The organism is Wolbachia endosymbiont (group A) of Phasia obesa, assembly GCF_964028125.1.
In the GTDB taxonomy this organism is placed as follows: domain Bacteria; phylum Pseudomonadota; class Alphaproteobacteria; order Rickettsiales; family Anaplasmataceae; genus Wolbachia; species Wolbachia pipientis.
The window spans coordinates 1,117,737-1,138,755 of sequence record NZ_OZ034764.1; the positions used below are offsets into that span (position 1 = coordinate 1,117,737).

The following is a 21,019-nucleotide window of genomic DNA, read 5'->3' on the forward strand; positions in this document are numbered from 1 at the left end:
TACTCAATTCGACTGATCGTATGCCACTACGCTCTCTTCCTCACCAGAGTGTAAATGACAACCATTATCCATCAACCATTCCTCGTCATAAGTTTCAATATCAAAATATTTTTCATATTTATCCACATTATCACAAAGTGAAAGTGCTCTGATCTTATTCATAATCAAACCTGTACCAGCAGGAATTAATCTTCCTACTATAACATTTTCTTTTAATCCACTTAAAGGATCACTCTTCCCGCAGAATGCTGCTTCTGTAAGTACTTTTGTTGTCTCTTGGAAAGAGGCAGCAGAAATAAAGGAGCTAGTTTCAAGACTTGCCCTAGTAATCCCCTGCAGAATAGGAAGATAATGAGTAGACCGTTTGCCAGAGTTACTCATAGCATCATTTTCCCTATCAACTTCCAGCTTGTCAATGCTTTCGCCAACCAAGTACATAGTATCACCAGGATCAGTAATTTCCACTTTTTGTAGCATTTGTTTTAAGATCACCTCTAAATGCTTATTGTCTATACGAACACCCTGCAATCTATAAACTTGCTGTATTTCAGAAATCATATAGTGCGCTAAAGCTTCTAACCCAAGCACACGTAAAATATCATGGAGATCAGGGTCACCATCCATCAATAGATCACCTTTACGTACAAAATCACCTTCATTGACTATTACATGCTTACTTCTTGATACCAAATATTCAACTGGAGAAATTTGTTCATCTACAGGTTTAATTAATATACTGCATTTTCCTCTACGGTCTTTTTCAGAAAACGCTACATAGCCATCTATCTCACTAACAATAGCATGCTCTTTAGGACGACGTGCTTCAAATAACTCTATAACCCTCGGTAAACCACCAGTAATATCACGAGTTTTAACTGACTCTCTTGGTGTTCTTGTAATAACATCACCTGCATGAACCTTCTGGCCATCTTGTACATTGAGCACTGCACCGATTGGTATAAAATAACATGCTTCAACGCCACTTGCGAGTGTCATTACTTTACCATTATCGTCAAGCAGCACAATACGAGGACGTAAATTAGCTCCACCAGAATGCAATTTCCAGTCTTTTACTACTTTGCTTGATATTCCTGTAGATTCATCCATCACTTCAGTGATCGAAATTCCATCTTTTAAGTCCTGATAAGACACTGTACCAGTCTTCTCCGTGATAATAGGCAATGTATAAGGATCCCATTCCGCAACTTTATCGCCAATTTTTACTGACCCACTCTCATCTACATAAAGCTTAGCGCCGTAAGGTACACTGTGCTTCAACTTCTCACCACCAAGGCTATCAATCAACACGACTTCACAGGAACGGCTTATCACAATTTTATTTCCGTTTCTATCTATAATTATATTACTATTGTTTAACTTTATTTTAGCATTAATAGAAGCTATAATATTCGAGGATTCAACGCCTCTAGTCATTACTCCACCTATATGAAAAGTACGCATCGTTAACTGAGTACCTGGCTCTCCAACAGATTGAGCAGCTATAACACCAACTGCTTCACCTATTGAAACAATTTTACCAGTTGCAAGGTCTCTTCCATAACATAAAGAACATACACCAGGACTTATTTCACAAGTTAAAGGCGATCTAATTTTTACAACATCAAGACCTGCAATGCTGATTTGCTTTACTTTATCCTCATCAATTAATTCCCCTGCTTTTACTAATAATTCTTTTGTCACTGGGTTATATATATCATTTGCAGCTGTTCTACCCAGCACAACACTCTCTAGAGATGCAACTATAGTACTTCCTTCAACTGTAGCTCTCACAACAAGACCATTTTTTGTTTTACAGTCATGCTTTGTAACTATGCAATTTTGAGATACATCAACTAAACGACGAGTTAAGTATCCAGAGTTTGCAGTTTTAAGTGCAGTGTCAGCTAAACCTTTACGCGCACCGTGAGTAGAATTAAAGTATTCAAATACGTTCAATCCTTCACGGAAATTAGAAATTATAGGTGTTTCTATAATCTCACCAGAAGGTTTGGTCATGAGCCCTCGCATTCCTGCTAGCTGTTTCATCTGTGAAGTAGAACCCCTTGCACCAGAGTTAACCATCATATACACTGAGTTGTACTTACTATTTCCATCATATATAGATATTGCTTTTAACATATCATTAGCTATCATATCCGTACACTTAGACCATTCATCTATAACCTTGTTATACCTCTCACTTCTAGTTATTAGCCCATCTTGATATTGCATAGAGAATTTCTTAATTTCACCCCTCGCGTGATCAACATGTGTAGCTTTAGTTTCAGGTATAACCATATCACAACGACCAAAAGAGACACCAGAAAATGTGGCATACTCAAAGCCAAGTACCATTAATTTATCAGAAAATGCCACTGTAGCACTTTGACCACAGTTACGATATACCAAATCAACTATACCAGTTATTTCCTTGACTGTTAATATCTGATTTATTAGATCGAAGCCTAGATTCTCATGCTTAGGAAAAATTTGCCATAATATTAAACGGCCAGGAGTTGTACAAACAGTTTTATAGTGAGTTTCACCGCTGCTATTAATATACTCCATCCTATACTTTATACTAGAATGAATATGTAAAGTACCATCACTCAAGGAATGCTCAACTTCACAAAAAGCACCAAAAGATGGTAAATTATCTTCCTTAGGTTCTTGTAAAGTCAGATAATATATACCAAGTACTATATCTTTACTAGGAACTATAATCGGTCTGCCATTAGAAGGACTTAAAACGTTATTAGTGGACATCATCAACACCTTAGCTTCAAGCTGAGCTTCCAATGAAATTGGCACATGCACTGCCATTTGATCACCATCAAAATCAGCATTAAACGCCGTACAGACAAGCGGATGAAGCTGTATTGCTTTGCCTTCAATAAGGATTGGCTCAAAAGCCTGAATACCAAGTCTATGTAGCGTAGGCGCTCTATTCAACAAAACAGGATGCTCTTTTATTACCTCTTCAAGCATATCCCAAACTTCTGGTTTTTCTGCTCTTATCAACTTACTAGCAAACTTAATAGTTGGAGCCATACCATACATCTTAAGCTTTGAGTAAACAAAAGGTTTGAATAGTTCAAGAGCCATTCTTTTTGGTAATCCACACTGATTTAGTTTCAAAGTTGGACCAACAACTATTACAGAACGTCCAGAGTAGTCTACCCTTTTTCCTAAGAGGTTCTGGCGAAAACGACCCTGTTTTCCTTTTAACATATCACTAATGGACTTTTTATATCCAACAGCACCAGCTTTATTTACCAAAGTATTACGACGACTATTATCAAAAAGAGAATCAACTGCTTCTTGTAACATCCTTTTTTCATTACGAATCATAATCTCAGGAGGATTTAAGCTCAACAATTTCCTCAACCTGTTATTTCTATTAATAATAGTCCTATAATGATGATTCAGATCAGAAACTGCAGGACGACCACTCTCAAGCGATACCAAAGGACGCAAATCAGGTGGTAAAATAGGTATAGTTGTAAGTATCATCCACTCAGGCCTATTTCCAGATTTAATGAAGTTTTCAACAATACGCAATCTCTTTATAATTTTCTTTCTTCTTATCTCAGAAGCAACAGATTCTAATTCTAGTCTTAAATCCTTCCTAATTTCATGTAAATCAAGGCGCGTTAGCAACTCTCTTATAGCTTCAACACCTTGCATAGCTACAAAACTATCGATCCCATAGCTATCTTTAGCTTCATTATAAGCTTTTTCACTAATAATCTCACCTTTTTCAAAAGGCGAAACAAGAGGATCTATTACGATATAATTATCGCTATATAAAATATTCTCAATATCTCTGAGAGACATATCTAATAATGCTCCAATTCTTGAAGGAAGCGATTTCAAAAACCATATATGAGCAACAGGAGATGCAAGCTCTATATGACCCATCCTTTCTCTTCTTACTTTAGAAGATGTAACTTCTACTCCGCATTTTTCGCATATGCGACCTCTGTGTCTTCTTTTTTTGTATTTTCCACATAAACATTCATCGTCATTGACAGGGCCAAAAACCTTAGGGCAAAATAATCCACCTTTCTCAACTTTGAACGTACGATAATTTGCAGTTGAAACATCTTCTATCTCACCACAAGATATACGCTTAATACTTTCAGGGCTAGCAATCGATATGCTAACCTCATTAAAAGGTTGTGCAATGTTAGTGTGAGATATATCTTCAATCACTACATCATTTTGCTTTAAATCTACATTTAAACATAAAGAACGTAGTTCTTTTATCATCACATTAAAGGATTCAGGAATTCCACATTCAAAATTACTGTCACCTTTTATTATCGATTCATAAATCTTAACTCTACCATTAATATCATCAGACTTCACAGTTAACATTTCCTGCAAAGTATAAGCAGCACCATAGGCTTGTAATGCCCAACATTCCATTTCACCAAAACGCTGACCACCAAAATGAGATTTTCCTCCAAGAGGTTGTTGAGTAACCAAACTATAAGGCCCTACTGAACGCGCATGAATTTTACCATCAACCAAGTGGTGCAACTTAAGCATGTACATGTAACCAACTGTAACCTTGCGGTCGAATTTTTCACCACTGCAACCGTCATATAATACAGCTTGTCCAGAGTTATCTAAACCAGCAAGTTCAAATAATTTTGCTATTTGTTCATCTTTTGGACCCTCAAATACAGGTGCAGCAACAGGAACGCCATCACGTAATTTGCGTGCAAATTCAATGAGATTATTATCACTAATATTACGAATATCATTACAGATAGATACGTTACTGCCATAGCTATAAACCTCAATCAGGAAGTTACGTAAATTGCTGTATGAACTTTTACAAGAGTTCAAATAGTTCTCTACTAACTCATTCAACTCGTCATTTAGTGCATTCTTATTAGGTGTATTTAAAACAGAAGCCGTTATTTCATCATCATCAATATTTTCAATTTTTTTATTATCAAGGTATGCTACTGCAAATTGTGTAAAATTATCATCGTTAAGGGACCTAATTCCCTTGCAAAAAGCACTTTTGATCTTATTGATCTCATCGAGAATATTACTTACCTTTTCCCCTAATTTTCTACAAGCCCAACCTACATGCGTTTCCAGTATTTGCCCTACATTCATTCGTGAAGGAACACCAAGAGGGTTAAGAATAATATCAACAGGAGTACCATCTTCCAAATAAGGCATATCTTCCACTGGCACAACTCGAGAAATCACACCTTTATTTCCATGTCTACCAGCCATTTTATCCCCTGGTTGCAGACTATGTTTCACAGCAATGAAAACTTTTACTGACATCGACACACCTTGAGGCAGGTCATAACCTTCATGTAATTTTTCTACTTTTCGCTTAAACTGTGCTATTGCATGTGATACTTTTTCATCAAAATCTTTTTTTAAGCTCTTAACTTGCTCAGAAATGGATTGGTTTTTTAATCCTATACCCCACCATTGCTCACGTTCAATAGAGTCAAATTTTTCTCGATCTTGAGAACCAGAATTAATAAGAAGTTTCTTCAATTCATCATAGAAATATTCACTAGTAACATTGATTATATAATCTCGCTCTTCCTCAAAGTCATTTATCTCTTTTTGTTTGATGAGTAATGCCCTTTCATTTTCTTCAACCCCCCTGCGTGTAAAGACTTGTACATCAATTACTGTCCCTTCAACATCTGGAGATGTATATAAAGAGGAATCCGCACAATCGAATGACTTTTCACCAAAAATTGTCATTAATAACTTCGTTTCAGGAGGCAATGAAAGAGAAGGTTTAGGTGTAACTTTACCTACCAGAATATAGCCTGGACCAACTCTTGTACCAATTTTCACTATACCACTATCATCCAAGTGATATAGATTTTCTTCATTAACACCAGGTATAGCACGAGTTATTTTTTCTGATCCTAAAGGGGTATCATGTACAACACAGTCAAATTCTTCTATATGAATAGAAGTAAAGAGATCTTTTTTAACAACTTCACTAGAAATAATAATAGAGTCTTCAAAATTATAACCTTGCCAAGACATAAAAGCGACTAGCAAATTTTTACCAAGCGCCAACTCACCACTGTTAATTGCAGGACCATCAGCTATTACATCACCCTTTTTAACATAATCACCTACGCACACTAGCGGTCTTTGATTAATACAAGTATTATGGTTAGAACGCTGAAACTTCCTTAGATGATAAATATCTACGTCCAAGTAGTTAACCCTTTCTTTATCAAAAGCACGTATAACTATAGAGTTACTATCAGAACTATCAACTATGCCATCGCGTTTTGCTAAAACTACAGCACCAGAGCCAGAAGCTACAAAAGACTCCATACCAGTAGCAACCAGAGGAGCGGTAGGCTTCAATAAAGGTACGGCCTGACGTTGCATATTTGAGCCCATTAATGCTCTATTAGCATCATCATTTTCTAAAAATGGAATCAAGGAAGCTGCAACTGATATTACCTGCTTAGGAGATACGTCAATGTAACTAACTTGGTCGCTACTTACCATGACGAAGCTACCAGCATATCTACAGTATAGCATGTCATCAACAAAGCAATTATTTTCATCAAGCTTTACGCTAGTGTCAGCTATATGATGTGAGCCTTCGTCTATAGCAGAAAGATACTCAATTTGATCAGTAACAACCCTATTGACTACTTTTCTATAAGGGCTTTCAATGAAACCATATTTATTAATACGCGCGTATATAGCTAAGCTGTTGATTAACCCTATATTTTGCCCTTCAGGAGTCTCAATAGGGCAAATTCTTCCATAATGAGTTGGATGAACATCACGCACCTCAAATCCTGCCCGTTCTCTTGTTAAACCGCCAGGACCTAACGCGGATAACCTTCTTTTATGTGTTATTTCAGATAACGGATTAGTCTGATCCATAAATTGAGATAATTGAGAAGAATTGAAGAAATCTCTTAAGACATTAGTTAACACTTTTGGATTAATAAAATCAGATGGAGAAACTTTATCTAAACTAGAAGTGGACATAGAATCAACTATTGCGCGTTCCAATTTCAACAACCCAGTTCTAAATTGATTTTCTATAAACTCTCCAACTGATCTTACTCTTCTGTTTCCTAAATGATCAATATCATCTACAGATCCTTGACCGTCACGTAACAATACTATTTTTTTCACAATTTCAATAATATCTTCATGCGTTAAAACAGTTAAATCCTCATCATAATTTAATCCAAGGTAAGAGTTAAGCTTCAACCTACCAATGTTAGACAAATCATAATATTCCGGACTGAAGAAAAGATTACGGAAAAACTCTTCTACTATCTCTAAAACAGGAACTTCACCAGGACGCAAAACTCTATATATTTCATATAGTGCATCCTGATAAGACATGTTTTCATCTAAGAAAAGCGTATTTAATATATAAGGTCCAACAAACAAATTATCTATGTTCAACACTGATATTTCATCTACAGATAATAACTCAAGCTTCTTTATGTCTTCCAGCTTTATAGATTCACCAGCAGATAAAATTTTCGTAGAGCTAGCACTATCCATTAAATCTTCTGCGAGGAATAAACCACATATAGAATTAAAAGGAACCAGATACTCTTTCAATTCATTATCATATAGCTTTTTAGCTAGTCTTGAGGTAATACGAACGTTAGCTTTAAGCAGCACATTACCTTCAATATCCATTAAGTCGAAAGGCAGCCTCACTCCTTTAAATTTATCAGGAACAAAAGGCACTTTCCAACCATCTTTATGTTTTACATACTTTATTTTCTCATAAAATCTATCGAGTATATCATTATTTGATAAACCCAACGCCTTTAATAAAACTGAGATTGGCAATTTTCTTTTTCTATCAACACGAAAATACAAATGGTCTTTAACATCAAATTCAATATCAAGCCAAGAACCCCTATAAGGAATAATTCTAGCAGAATAGATCAATTTACCAGAATTGTAAGTTTTTCCCTTATCGCTATCAAAGAATACACCAGGAGACCTATGCATTTGTGAGACGATAACTTTTTCCACACCATTAATGATGAAAGTGCCCTTATCAGTCATCATAGGCAACCCACAAAAGTGGACTTTCTGCTCTTCTATAGATTTTACAACGGTTGCAAGTTTAGAATGATCTCCACTCTCTTTAATCGATTTATATTCATCAAGAGAAATACCATCCTGCATAACAACAAGACGTATAGAAGCAATAACCTGAGCAGAAAAAGTTACACCACGCTTTATACACTCAGATTCATCATACTTAGGATCATCCACCCTACAACTTATAAACTCAATAGTAGCCCTACGCAAAGGATCATTTATTGGAAAGATTGTATGAAAGATAACTTCAAGTCTTTCATTACCCTTATTCTGAGGAGTAAATGAATCATACGATTCTTTTTGAACCTTAACCAAATCCAATAAAGAATCTTTTAAATCAATCGACCTAGAATAAGAAACTCTAGGAACAAAAGCACCAGAAGCGTACATATAAGAAGAATCAACCATTAAAATACCCCAAACTAATTAAAAGAGCTATATCAATATAAAATTAATACATTAAATATTATTCAAGCTCCACTTTAGTTGCTCCTGCTTCAATAAGTTTTTGCTTGATTTTTTCTGCTTCGTCTTTAGGAACATTAGCAGTCAAATCTTTAGGTAAAGATTCAACCAACTCTTTTGCTTCTTTTAAACCCAATGTAGAATTAACCTCTCTCACAGCTTTAATAACTCCTATTTTTTTACTCGCATCAATTTCTTTAATCACAACTTTATATTCAACTTTCTCTTGAGCAGCAGGAGCAGCAGCATTATCGCCAACAGGCGCCCCAGCACCAACAGCTCCACCAAGAAAAGAACCAGCAGGCAACCCTATTTTCTCTTCTAGAACTTTTACAAGTTCAGAAGCCTCTAATAGATTTAAAGATAATATTTTATCAACCAAATCACTTGTTACATTACTCATAATTACCACCTTACTTAACAATAAATTTATTTTTTAGAACTATAATAATCCAAAACTCTCATAAGCCTCATAGAAGATGAATTAATAGACAACGCCAATCGAGCAGGAATATCATAAGATATTAAACGCATAATTTTAACACGCAATTCATCCAGAGAAGGCAACTTAGCCAGTTTATTAACATCTTCCACTGTTAACAATTCATTTAAATGAGCCGCGCAAATCACAGACATTTTTTCTTTGTTAGCATTAGCAAAATCAACTATTAACTTTGCAGCTTCTACTATGCCACTAGAGTATATAATAGCAACAGGACCAGAAAATTTGCCTGATAAATAAGAAAATTTGCCAGTCCTTTCCAAAGCCAAGCGAGCCAGAGTATTTTTAACTACTAATACCCCACCTGTTATAGACTTCAGGTTATTCCTCAGGATTAATGAATCATTAGCATTTATAGATTTAAAATTTACTAATATTAAGAAATCATTATTTACAAATACGTTTATTGTGTTCTGTATAAATTCATCCTTATTTTTACGCTTCACGGTATCGCTCCCTTAAATTATATCTTCCACTTTGCTTATCTTATAAGCTTTACCCATAGTTGAATTTAAAAAAACACCCTTAAAGTAAACTCCTTTCACAGAAATAGGTTTATTATCTTTAATTACTTTAAGAAAGGCTTTTAAATTTTCTAGCAAGTCATCAATATCAAATTTAATATTTCCTAATTTACCATGAATAACACCATTTTTATCTGTTCTAAATTTTATCTGACCAGACTTAATGGTTTTAATAGCTTCTGCAATGTTAGAAGTCACAGTACCAAATTTAGGGTTAGGCATCAGCCCTTTAGCACCCAATACTTTTGCAATAGGAGTGATTTTTGCCATAAAATCAGGAGTAGTAATGCACCAATCAACATCTAATTTTCTACCTTTTTTTATTTCTTCAACTAAATCCTCTCCTCCTGCAATATCAGCACCAGCTTTTTCAGCTTCTAATAAATGTTTATCTTGAGCGAAAACAGCTACTTTAATATTCTTCCCGATACCTTTAGGCAAAACTACTGTACCACGCACCTGCTCTTCAGATTTACATGAATCTACGCCTAGATTGACCGCAACATCAACTGATTCATTAAATTTTGCTGAAGCAGACTCAACAATCTTCTCCAAACACTGCTTAGGATTACCATTATATGTATTCATTTACCTAACCTTCCACAACTTCTATACCCATAGATTTTGCAGTGCCTACAACCATTTTCACTGCTGAATCTTCATTATCCACTTTCATATCAACCATCTTGCACTTTGCCACTTTAATTATAGCAGACATAGGTAATTTAGCCACTAATTCTTTACCAGGATTACCAGAACCTTTACTTAATTTAGCTTCCTGCTTAAGTAAATAAGCCACAGGAGGACCGCTGACAGTAAAATCATGAGAGCGATCATCCTTTATGGAAATTCGCACTGTTACTAAATCACCTACTTTATAATTAGCGTTAGCAGCGCTAGTAACTTTATTAAAAGCTTCACAAAACTTAGGAACAGGTATACCACGCGGACCAAGTACTGAAGCAATTTTTGGTCCTGGAACTGCTTTTCCAGCTTCCATAAGTAAGTTAATCTTAGCAACTACAACACTCATAATTAATCCTCTATTTTCTCTACTTGAGCCAGATCAAGCTCTATTATTGTCGGCTTACCTAAAATCGATACTTCCACATTAATAATTTTTTTCTCATCGTTTACCATATTTACCTTACCAGTAAAATTTTGAAAAAGACCATCATTAATTTTCACTTTTTCACCTTTTTCATAACCATAACCTAACTTCTTTGTCTCTTGAGCATTATAAAGTGCATTACACATTGAGTGAATCTCATCATCCAAAATTACCTTTGGAATATTACCATTTTTCAAAAATCCATAAACCTTAAGAGATTTTGGTATATTATTGATAAAATTCAATACTTCATCGCATAAATTCACGTATAAAAAGACATAACCAGGAAAGCATTTCCTTCGTGTAGCAATTTTCTTAGATTTTAACTCTATTTCACTTAGCTCTTCATATGGAATAAAAACTTCCTTAAAGTAATCATTAACACCCAATCTCATAGAATTTTCCAATATATGTTGGCGCACTTTCTCTTCACAATTGGAAGCAACTCTCAAGATATACCATTTATATCTATTAAATTCTTTACACTTTAAACTTATCTCATCATCTGAAATCATCTCAAAATCACCAGATTCGCCACTACAGAATCCAGGCGTTTGATTCAAAATATTTTTGCTTTCATCACACAGATGCATATATACATACACTTCACATAACTCTTTTATATCAGACTTTGAATTACATACCGTTTGATAAGGAATAAACACTTCCTTAAAATAAACAGCATTACTTACCAATTCGCGTATGTTTTGCTCATATCCATAATCAACTTTAATGATATACCATTTATATTCACATTCCATAAATAATTCCAAATAAAGCCTTAATTACGTAAAGAGACATAAAATCCACAAAACAGAAGAAAATCGAAAAGCATAATATAACAATCATTACAACAAATAGAGATGACAACACCTCCTGTTTCTTTACCCAAGCAATTCTTCGTATTTCTTGCTTTATATCACAGAAAAAACCACACAAACTTTTTAACATTTCCACCACAACATTAATGCAGGAGCGATAGGAATTGAACCTACAACCTCTGGTTTTGGAGACCAGCGCTCTACCAATTGAGCTACACTCCTATAACTCAAACTCTCACTCCAAAATTTCAGAAACAACACCAGAACCAACAGTTCTACCGCCTTCTCTTATCGCAAAACGCAATCCCTTATCCATTGCTATCGGTACTTGCAATTCTACTTCTACACTCACATTATCTCCTGGCATTACCATCTCCTTCCCATCTAGCAATTTTATGCTCCCAGTTACATCCGTTGTCCTTAAATAAAACTGTGGCTGGTAATTCGCAAAAAATGGTGTATGCCTTCCTCCTTCCTCTTTCTTTAATATATAAACCTCCGCCTTAAACTTTCTATGCGGTGTTATCGTCCCCGGTTTCGCTAATACTTGCCCTCTCTCCACTTCTTCTCTTTTTGTTCCTCTTAACAATATTCCTACATTGAGTCCTGCACTTCCCTTATCCAGCAACTTCTTAAACATCTCAACACCTGTGCATATCGTCTTTTGCGTCGCTTTCAGACCTATTATCTCTATCTCTTCTCCCATCTTTATCTCTCCCTTCTCTATTCTTCCTGTTACCACTGTTCCTCGCCCCGATATCGAAAATACATCTTCGATTGGCAATAAAAATGGTAAATCCACAGGCCTTGGTGGAACCGCTACATATTCATCTAACTTTTCCATCAATTTGTCTATTGATTTCTTTCCATATTCGCTGCTGTCATCCTCCAGCGCCTTGAGCGCTGAACCAACCACCACAGGCACTTCATCCCCTGGAAATCCGTATTTACTCAGTAATTCCCTCACTTCCATTTCTACTAAATCTATCATATCAGTATCAGCAACATCAGCTTTATTTATATACACCACGATATATCCAACACCTACCTGCTTCGCCAGCAATATATGCTCTCTCGTTTGTGGCATTGGCCCATCAACCCCCGACACTACCAATATCGCCGCATCCATCTGTGCTGCACCTACTATCATGTTCTTTACATAGTCAGCGTGTCCAGGACAATCAACGTGTGCATAATGCCTTTTTTCCGTCTGATACTCAACATGCGCTGTTGCTATCGTTATCCCCCTCTTCCTTTCTTCTGGCGCTTTATCTATCTGATCGTACGCTACAAAATTTCCATAATGCTTCGTTATCGCCGCTGTTAACGTCGTCTTCCCATGATCCACATGTCCTATTGTTCCCACATTTACATGCGGCTTTCCAAATGCTTCCACTACTGCTGTCATAATTATTACCCTTAATTATACTCTAACTTTAACTCATCAACCACATATTGTGGCACTTGCTCATAACAAGAAAAATGCATACTATACTGCGCCCTTCCCTGAGACATAGAACGCAAAACGTTGATATAACCAAACATATTTGCAAGAGGTACCGAAGCAGTAATTATTTTACTATTATTACCTAAATCGAGCATATCAGCAACATTTCCTCTTCTACTATTTATATCACCCATAACATCACCCATATATTCTTCAGGAGTAATGATTTCAACTTTCATTATAGGCTCCAGCATTTTTGGACCAGCTTTATTTGCCATCTCTTTAAAAGCACCTTTAGCAGCAAGTTCAAAAGCTAAAGGACTAGAATCAACCTCATGAAAAGCACCATCAAGAAGGGTAGCCTTAAAATCAATCAACGGAAATCCCGAAATTACACCACCTTCTTTTATCAACTCCAAGCCATTTTCTACCCCAGGAATATACTCTTTTGGAATAGCACCACCTACAATTTTACTTTCAAATTGAAACCCAGAACCAGGCTCAAGAGGTTCAAATTTTATTTTAACCTTAGCAAACTGACCAGCTCCACCAGATTGTTTTTTATGAATGTAATCAATTTCAACAGATTTAGTGATAGTTTCACGATATGCAACCTGAGGAGCACCGACGTTAGCCTCAACGTTAAATTCGCGCTTCATTCTATCAACAATAATCTCAAGATGGAGCTCACCCATGCCTTTCAATATAGTCTGGCCACTTTCCGCATTTACTGACATTCTCAAAGAAGGATCTTCTGCAACCAACCTATTTAGAGCAATACCTAATTTTTCCTGATCTGAAGTGGTTTTAGGTTCCACAGCAATTTCAATAACAGGCTCAGGAAATTCCATACGCTCCAATAATATAGGAAAATCAACAGAACATAAAGTATCTCCGGTGGTTGTTTTCTTTAGCCCAACTAAAGCAACTATATCTCCAGCCCTAGCCTCAGTTATATCTTCTCGGTTATTTGCATGCATAAGTAACATTCTGCCAATCCCTTCAGTTTCGTTTTTTAACGCATTTGAAACGGTAGATTTAGACTTTAATTTACCAGAATAAATACGGATAAACGTCAAGCTGCCTACAAATTTATCCGTCATCACTTTAAATGCAAGAGCAACAAATTTCTCTTTTTCTGAAGGTTTGACCTCAATTTTCTTTTCTGAATCTTTAGGATCAATTCCAACAATTACATCAACATCAATAGGAGAAGGTAAAAAGTCAACTACACCATCTAAAAGTGGTTGTACGCCTTTATTTTTAAAAGCTGATCCACATAACACAGGAACAAATTTTCCTTTAATGGTCCCATTTCTCACGCATTTTTTCAGTAAATCCACTGGCAGATCATTAGACTCAAAGTAAGTATTCATCGCTTCATCATCCATCTCAGCTGCAGCATCTAATAAAAGATTTCGATATTCTTGAGCCTTATCAAGCAAATCAGAAGGAATATCTTCATAAGAAAATTTAGCGCCCAACGTTTCTTCTTGCCATATAATGGCTTTCATAGAAATAAGGTCAATTATACCTTTGAAATCTTTCTCACTCCCTATTGGTAAATGAATAACTAAAGGTGCTGCACCAAGCTTCGTCTTTATCATATCAACACATCGATAAAAATTTGCCCCTATTCTATCCATCTTATTAACAAAGCAGATACGAGGAACGCTATATTTATCAGCTTGACGCCACACTGTCTCAGATTGAGGTTCAACTCCAGCAACTCCATCAAATACAGCAACTGCACCATCCAAAACCCTTAAAGATCTCTCAACTTCAATAGTGAAATCAACGTGACCAGGAGTGTCTATTATATTGACCCTATGATCATTCCAAAAACATGTTGTTGCAGCAGATGTGATTGTAATACCACGCTCTTTTTCCTGCTCCATCCAATCCATAGAAGCTGCACCATCGTGCACTTCACCAATTCTATTTTGCTTACCAGTATAAAATAAAATACGCTCTGTTGTGGTAGTCTTACCAGCATCTATGTGAGCCATTATCCCTATATTTCTGTATTTAGATATTCCAATTTCCATATCACAATTAATTAGCTAACATTAAAAACGAAGATGAGAAAATGCCTTATTAGCTTCAGCCATTTTATATTTTTCTTCGCACATCTTAAACGCACCACCGCGTTTATTATAAGCATCCAGTATTTCAGATTGCAAACAATCAACAGTGGTTTTTCCACTCTTTTTTCGAGCAGCAGAAGTTGCTTTAGCAATCCACCTTAACGCTAAAGAAACCGCTCTATCTTGTCGAACTTCAACAGGCACTTGATAAGTTGCACCACCAATGCGTCGAGAACGCACTTCTATAGAAGGAGTAACATTTCCTACTGCTGTCTCAAAAATTGATAACCCACCTTCGCCTATTTTCTTTTCAGCTAAAGACAAAGCGTCATAGATAATCTTTTCTGCAGTAGATTTTTTACCACATTTCATGATTGTATTAATGAAACGCATCAGCAAAACACTGCCGTAACGCGAATCAGGACTTATTTCTCTTTTTTTTGCTTTATTCCGACGAGCCATAAACTTTAACCAGATTTCTTTACACCATATTTTGAACGAGCTTTCTTTCGATTTTGCACACCACGCAGATCAAGGGCACCTCTTATTATGTGATAACGCACACCTGGCAAATCTTTAACCCGCCCACCACGTATCAAAACAACAGAGTGTTCTTGTAAATTATGACCTTCACCAGGTATATAAGCCGTCACTTCACCATACCCACTAATTTTTACTCTGGCTACTTTACGGAGTGCTGAGTTAGGCTTTCTAGGAGTTGTAGTATACACCTTAGTGCAAACACCTCTCCTTTGAGGGTTGCTTTCTCCCAAAGCTGGTACCTTTTTCTTATGGGTCAATCCTAATCTACCCTTACGTATTAATTGATTTATCGTAGGCATATGTTATAAACTCAAGCTCATTAAAATAACTAAGTTTTTAGTTATAAAATAATAAACCTCAATAGTCAATATAAAAATAAACATTACTACTCTAATAATTAAGCTCAACTGCCTTGAAAGCCATCAGTAGACTTCTTGCACTACCTCCCAAGCCACAACTGTCATTCAGTAGAAACGAAAAAACTTACTTGACACCCTTCGCCAGCCCCATTATCATGGTACTGAAGGTATTCATTTATCTTCAATCTGTGCAGATTAAATGACAACAGTATTACGTAATTGGCGTCTTATTTTTAATTTTTTGCACTATGCACACTTTACGTCTTCACAACATTTCTGGGTTTTTACCTATATAAGCTGAAACGCGCTTATAAAGCGTTTAAGACAGTATAGTACGCCAATTTCCAGGATTAGAGAGTGACAACTAGCTAATACGGGATATCTTTTGCCTTTTTTTCTGCTTAGTAAATTTCTTAAACATTTAAACTAAGGTGAGTTGCATTTAAAAGCAGCTAAATTGCAGTGTTTAAGACTTAAAAAACGCCAATACTGAAAATAGACAATGACTAGGGCTTCTTTTGCCTTTTTTTTTGCTTGGTAAATTTCTTAATATTTATGGCAACATGAACTGAGCAGGAAGGTGTCATTCCAGTGCTTGACACTGGAATCCAGTTTTCCATATAATCTCATCGAAAATGTTGTAACCACTTTCTGTGCTAGTTTGCTTGCTTACAAGCAAACTTTTCTGGATCTCAGTGTCTGGGCACTGGGATGACAGGGGAGGGAGGCTACTTGGATGACACCATTCTTTTTCCTGGATCCAAGTAGTCAGGGCACTGGGATGACAGGAGAAGGTACTAGGATGACACCCTGACCTCGTCGTCCCGCTACGTGTTAGCGGAATCTAGAGATACCGTGACGGTATGACGTAAAGCTCGCATTAGCTATACTTTTATGCTCACCAACTTAGCTGGATCCAAGTAGTCAAGCTACTTGGATCTGCAAATTGCAATGTTCGTACAGCTGCGTGCTTGACACTGGGATTTAGCGCAGCTACCCTAAACTGGAAGCTCATCTTGCTATTTTTGGCTGAAAGAAACATATTTTTAGAATAATGAAAACAATCAGCACTTTAATTCAAGAAGGATCGGAGTTATTATCGTCACATAAAGTTGAATCACCACATTTAGATTGTGAAATCATCATGCAGCACGTACTTGGAGTGGAAAGATCATTTATAATTGTGAACCATGCTGATCAAGTGCCGATGGAGAAAGAACTTTTATTTTGGAAATTAACAAAAAAAAGAGCGGAAAGATATCCAATATCGCAAATAATAGGTAATCGTGAATTCTGGAGTAAAAATTTTATAGTTAACCAGCATGTTTTAGATCCAAGGCCAGATAGTGAAACAATAATCCTAGCAGTGTTAAAATATTACCCAAACAAAAAACAGAAACTAAAAATTGCAGATTTTGGTACAGGCACAGGTTGTTTATTGATATCCGTACTTAGTGAGTATGAATATGCTGTTGGCGTCGGTTTTGAAAAAAGCTTGGAAGCATATAAAGTTGCCTATCAGAACACAAAAAAACATGATCTTCTCAGCAGAGCCAAAATATTTCCAAGTTCGTGGACAGAGTGCAGAGGTTCATTCGATCTTATAATCAGTAATCCTCCATATATTAAAAGAAGCAAATTGAAAGACTTGCAAGCTGAAGTGCAAAAGGAACCAAGAATTGCCCTTGATGGTGGTATTGATGGTTTGAGCTGTTATTTGAGCATTTTTCCAATATTGAGAAAGTGCCTTAAAAAAAATGGGTTTGCGATATTGGAGATAGGTGAAGATCAAAGCAATATTGACAAAATAATCCCCTCATACGAATTAGCTTTTCAGGAATATGTATATGACTTAGCGGGAATGAAGAGATGCATTGTTGTGAAAAGAACATAGCTAATGTTTTTTTGCCTTCATCCCATATTATCCTATATCATCCCAGTACCCTCTACCTAGTCATCCAAGTAGCGTGACTACTTGGATCTATATTTAACTAGATCCTATGGTCAAGCCATAGGACGACAGGAACGGTTTTATGCATTTTTTAAAGGGCAACATGTTTAAGCTTTGCTGGCAAAATGGAAAGTAAGACCAGCCTCTATACCGTGTGTGTGAAATAGTTGATTACCTATATTTATTTCCTCAGTTACTTTGCTACCTGAGCTAGGATTAAGCTTCTTTTTTTTATCATTATTAGGGTCGTCTACCACTTGTCCTAACCTTTTTGCTGTAAGCTTAATATCGCTACCAATAGCACCAAAACCTCTATATCCGATATGCATATTTACATCTTCGTTTATGCGATAGTCAAAGCCAGCTTTTAATTGACCTGCGGGTCTTATTGACGGTTTTTCAAACATCGTCATTCTTGTTGCACCGATCCCAATACCAACGTAAGGAGAAAAAGAGAAACGGTCACTTTTCCAATGATGATAAACATTTGCCATTACAGATATGTTCTCAATTTGGTCATGACTAACTGCAGCACTATAGAGATAAGTTTCTTTATTAGGATCCTCACCAGTCTCCTTTAGGTATGAAACAGTTATTTGGCTACTTGTTAAACCAATATTATCCACTTTTACAGAAGAATACATCCCTTCCAATTCAGCCCTATAGCTGTTGTTACCCAATTCTCCTGTGTAACCAAATGCCACATTTGCAGCAAAAGGTGGATTATAATCTCCTTTATACTCACTTAGTGACTGACCTTCTGTGTTCTGAGCACCCCTGTCATTTATAGACAAATTTTTGATACCTGTAGTGCTTGTTTTTAGTACGCTTGTGTTATTTAAATATTGACCGTAATACCTACTACCAAAGTAAAACCCTTCTGTTTCACTTGCAAAAGATTGTTGTGACAACAATAAAGCAAATGCTGTAACCGCTAATGTTTTTTTACTAATCATTACTACTCCCCTAGTTAAAATAGCTAATCTAATACTAATTAATTAAAAATGGCTTAATATGAAAAAGCTAATTATTTGCATAACTTGCACTTTTCTGAGCTAAAAATAGGCAAAGTTAACCTTACTTCTCGTCATTTTTTAATTTATCCTCATCTTCAAATTCATCCTCCTCTTCTTCGTCATCAAACCCATCATCGCTCCTATCCTCATCTTCCTCGTCATCATCTTCAAACTTATCGTCGATATCTTCATCATCAATATCTTCGTCTGCAAATTCATCTGATTCATCATATACTGCATCTTCGGTTTTAGTTTCAGCAGGATAATCAACTGAATTAGGTCCCTCAAGAACATTATTCCCCTCGTTATTAACCTTATCTTTGCTCGCAGCGGCAGAAAGAACTTTGTTTGGGTCATATGGTTCTTGTGTAGGCACACGAGTTTGTTTGAGCAGCCTTCTTGTGAAGGTGGTATCACTGTAGTACAAAATTTTCTTTGATTTAATTGGGTAAGTCGACTCTATTAAAATTATCTGATCGTCACGTGGCAACATAATAACTTCTTGAGGCAATAGCAATGCTCTCTGTATTTCAGAGATATGTAATGACCTTGAAGCAGGATTTAAATCTAAAAATTTAGGCTTATTCAACGATTCTTGTTGTACAGTTTTGTTTCCTATAAGTTGCGATATTAAATTAGCTGTTTCAATATTATTGGCTGCAAAAGTTATTCTGTAAGTCGAGTTTGACAAAAAGGAGTTCATCCCTGCTTCTTCGTATATTCCTTTGAGCTGCTCAGTATCTTGAACAATTAAGAATAACCTAACTCGATAACCACGAAAATATGCAATACCTGTTTGAAATTGCTCCATTTTTCCAAGTGTAGGAAACTCATCCATTAAAAACAATACGCCATAAGGCTCGTCATCCGATGGCAATTTTCTACATAAAAACTCAGTTGCCTGTTGGTAAAAAACCTGCATTAAAGGCCTGAGCCTAGTCAAGTTGTCAGGAGTTAAACCAACATAAACTGTAATTTTCTTCTTTTTAAAATCTAGAATATTAAAATCACTTGACGCAGTTGCAGTATCAATCAATGGGTTTGCCCACAATTCAAGTGATGAGTTCATGGTTGATACAACACCTGACCTTTCTTTATCAGCTTTTTGTAAAAAAGCTGCAATATTCATATATGCTACAGGGTGTAGTATTTTACCCATTGTATCAAGAGCAACAGCAAGATTATAAACCACGTCATCACTACGCATCGTACGCACAACTTCACCAAAAGATTTAACTTTCTCTGGTGCAGCAAGTAAGTATAATACCACTCCAACAAATAAGCTTCTTGCTTCATTCTGCCAAAAGTCTTGTTCAGGCATGATTAGGTTAGCTATTTTCTGCACATCGTCAACCATCTGCCCAGGTTTTTCACTAATCCATTGTAATGGATTGTAACAGTGACTTATTCCATCTGGCTGCGCTGGATTCCATACGTATACTTTTTGTCCTTGTCGTTCTCGCCAACCACTTGTTATTTCATAGTTTTCTAATTTTATGTCGTGTACAATTACCGAGTCAGTCCAAAATAATAAATTAGGAATTACAAAGCCAACACCCTTACCAGAACCTGTAGGTGCAAATAACAATGCATGCTGAAACCCATCAGAAATGAAGTATCCTCTTTTATCTTTACCAAGCAATAATCCCTTTTTGCTTCTTAATCCTGCTTTTCGTATGTCTTTCTCTGATGCCCACTGCGAATCTCCATGAAGTGATTCCTTCTTTTTAAATGGTCGCCACTCAATTATCCTTTCTCTTAAATTCCATAAGATAATCATTAAAACAATGATAGGCAGTGCAGAAGATATAATTAATGTGATTTTGAGCTCAAGGCTATATAACTCTGGATGATGCCAACAATATTGTATATGATCAAAAATCGTTGGCCAAAGAGCTTGAGGGAAAGGCGTCAAACTAGGATTAATTGCCTTAAAATCCACAGCATCCGGACCATCAGCAAACAGAACAAACAATATACCAGATAGATAGAAGCAAAACTCAAGTACGCTAAAAGCTACTACACCTCCTATGAGAATATTACGTAGGTGATTTCCATTACTCATAAACTACTCTTCCTTAACT

Annotated in this window: 14 protein-coding genes and 1 tRNA gene; 1 reads left to right on the plus strand and 14 read right to left on the minus strand. The window is 36.1% G+C overall.

Annotated features, from left to right (window positions below):
- Positions 1-3 precede the first annotated feature (3 nt).
- From ABWU29_RS05595 to rpsL, 12 genes are all read right to left on the minus strand, one after another.
- Positions 4-8,517 carry a DNA-directed RNA polymerase subunit beta/beta' gene (locus ABWU29_RS05595; RefSeq protein WP_353280213.1) on the minus strand — a complete coding sequence of 2,838 codons (8,514 nt, stop codon included), beginning with the start codon at positions 8,515-8,517 and terminating at the stop codon, positions 4-6.
- 58 nt (positions 8,518-8,575) lie between these two features.
- Positions 8,576-8,977 carry a 50S ribosomal protein L7/L12 gene (rplL, locus tag ABWU29_RS05600; RefSeq protein ID WP_015588768.1) on the minus strand — a complete coding sequence of 134 codons (402 nt, stop codon included), beginning with the start codon at positions 8,975-8,977 and terminating at the stop codon, positions 8,576-8,578.
- Between the two features lie 26 nt (positions 8,978-9,003).
- Positions 9,004-9,522, minus strand: a complete 519-nt coding sequence (gene rplJ / locus ABWU29_RS05605) for a 50S ribosomal protein L10 (RefSeq protein WP_015588767.1) — start codon at positions 9,520-9,522, stop codon at positions 9,004-9,006.
- A gap of 12 nt (positions 9,523-9,534) precedes the next feature.
- Entirely contained in the window at positions 9,535-10,188 is a 654-nt protein-coding gene (gene rplA / locus ABWU29_RS05610; RefSeq protein ID WP_015588766.1) for a 50S ribosomal protein L1, read from the minus strand.
- 4 nt (positions 10,189-10,192) lie between these two features.
- Positions 10,193-10,633 (minus strand): 50S ribosomal protein L11, encoded by a 441-nt coding sequence (locus tag ABWU29_RS05615; RefSeq protein ID WP_015588765.1) that lies wholly within the window; start codon positions 10,631-10,633, stop codon positions 10,193-10,195.
- Positions 10,634-10,635: 2 nt separating this feature from the next.
- Positions 10,636-11,472 (minus strand): transcription termination/antitermination protein NusG, encoded by an 837-nt coding sequence (gene nusG, locus ABWU29_RS05620; RefSeq protein ID WP_015588764.1) that lies wholly within the window; start codon positions 11,470-11,472, stop codon positions 10,636-10,638.
- Entirely contained in the window at positions 11,462-11,662 is a 201-nt protein-coding gene (gene secE / locus ABWU29_RS05625; RefSeq protein WP_022626186.1) for a preprotein translocase subunit SecE, read from the minus strand. Before secE ends, nusG begins: the two co-directional genes overlap by 11 nt.
- Before the next feature lie 19 nt (positions 11,663-11,681).
- Positions 11,682-11,754: transfer RNA gene (locus tag ABWU29_RS05630), tRNA-Trp, on the minus strand.
- Between the two features lie 13 nt (positions 11,755-11,767).
- Positions 11,768-12,940 carry an elongation factor Tu gene (gene tuf / locus ABWU29_RS05635; protein WP_353280111.1) on the minus strand — a complete coding sequence of 391 codons (1,173 nt, stop codon included), beginning with the start codon at positions 12,938-12,940 and terminating at the stop codon, positions 11,768-11,770.
- A gap of 11 nt (positions 12,941-12,951) precedes the next feature.
- Entirely contained in the window at positions 12,952-15,027 is a 2,076-nt protein-coding gene (fusA, locus tag ABWU29_RS05640; RefSeq protein WP_141456828.1) for an elongation factor G, read from the minus strand.
- A gap of 21 nt (positions 15,028-15,048) precedes the next feature.
- The gene (gene rpsG / locus ABWU29_RS05645; RefSeq protein ID WP_007549313.1) at positions 15,049-15,528 is read right to left on the minus strand and encodes a 30S ribosomal protein S7; all 480 of its coding nucleotides are present in this window, start codon (positions 15,526-15,528) and stop codon (positions 15,049-15,051) included.
- A 5-nt stretch (positions 15,529-15,533) separates the two neighbouring features.
- Positions 15,534-15,908 (minus strand): 30S ribosomal protein S12, encoded by a 375-nt coding sequence (gene rpsL / locus ABWU29_RS05650; protein WP_006279787.1) that lies wholly within the window; start codon positions 15,906-15,908, stop codon positions 15,534-15,536.
- Between the two features lie 1,114 nt (positions 15,909-17,022).
- On the opposite strand from rpsL, the gene prmC reads away from it, so the two are divergent.
- Positions 17,023-17,862 carry a peptide chain release factor N(5)-glutamine methyltransferase gene (prmC, locus tag ABWU29_RS05655; RefSeq protein WP_010962305.1) on the plus strand — a complete coding sequence of 280 codons (840 nt, stop codon included), beginning with the start codon at positions 17,023-17,025 and terminating at the stop codon, positions 17,860-17,862.
- 164 nt (positions 17,863-18,026) lie between these two features.
- Here the strand turns inward: prmC and ABWU29_RS05660 are convergent, their stop codons facing one another.
- A complete protein-coding gene (locus tag ABWU29_RS05660; RefSeq protein ID WP_141456832.1) occupies positions 18,027-18,875 on the minus strand; it encodes a P44/Msp2 family outer membrane protein in 849 nt (282 codons plus the stop codon).
- A gap of 121 nt (positions 18,876-18,996) precedes the next feature.
- Positions 18,997-21,000 (minus strand): type IV secretory system conjugative DNA transfer family protein, encoded by a 2,004-nt coding sequence (locus ABWU29_RS05665; protein ID WP_077188467.1) that lies wholly within the window; start codon positions 20,998-21,000, stop codon positions 18,997-18,999.
- Positions 21,001-21,019: the final 19 nt, after the last annotated feature.

Bases quoted from the DNA above. Each gene is read 5' to 3' on its own strand.
- tuf (WP_353280111.1), bottom strand. From the start codon at position 12,940: ATGACAGCAGTAGTGGAAGCATTTGGAAAGCCGCATGTAAATGTGGGA.
- rpsG (WP_007549313.1), bottom strand. From the start codon at position 15,528: ATGGCTCGTCGGAATAAAGCAAAAAAAAGAGAAATAAGTCCTGATTCG.
- rplL (WP_015588768.1), bottom strand. From the start codon at position 8,977: ATGAGTAATGTAACAAGTGATTTGGTTGATAAAATATTATCTTTAAAT.
- rplA (WP_015588766.1), bottom strand. From the start codon at position 10,188: ATGAATACATATAATGGTAATCCTAAGCAGTGTTTGGAGAAGATTGTT.
- ABWU29_RS05660 (WP_141456832.1), bottom strand. From the start codon at position 18,875: ATGATTAGTAAAAAAACATTAGCGGTTACAGCATTTGCTTTATTGTTG.
- ABWU29_RS05615 (WP_015588765.1), bottom strand. From the start codon at position 10,633: ATGAGTGTTGTAGTTGCTAAGATTAACTTACTTATGGAAGCTGGAAAA.
- nusG (WP_015588764.1), bottom strand. From the start codon at position 11,472: ATGGAATGTGAATATAAATGGTATATCATTAAAGTTGATTATGGATAT.
- fusA (WP_141456828.1), bottom strand. From the start codon at position 15,027: ATGGAAATTGGAATATCTAAATACAGAAATATAGGGATAATGGCTCAC.
- secE (WP_022626186.1), bottom strand. From the start codon at position 11,662: ATGTTAAAAAGTTTGTGTGGTTTTTTCTGTGATATAAAGCAAGAAATA.
- rpsL (WP_006279787.1), bottom strand. From the start codon at position 15,908: ATGCCTACGATAAATCAATTAATACGTAAGGGTAGATTAGGATTGACC.
- ABWU29_RS05665 (WP_077188467.1), bottom strand. From the start codon at position 21,000: ATGAGTAATGGAAATCACCTACGTAATATTCTCATAGGAGGTGTAGTA.
- prmC (WP_010962305.1), top strand. From the start codon at position 17,023: ATGAAAACAATCAGCACTTTAATTCAAGAAGGATCGGAGTTATTATCG.
- ABWU29_RS05595 (WP_353280213.1), bottom strand. From the start codon at position 8,517: ATGGTTGATTCTTCTTATATGTACGCTTCTGGTGCTTTTGTTCCTAGA.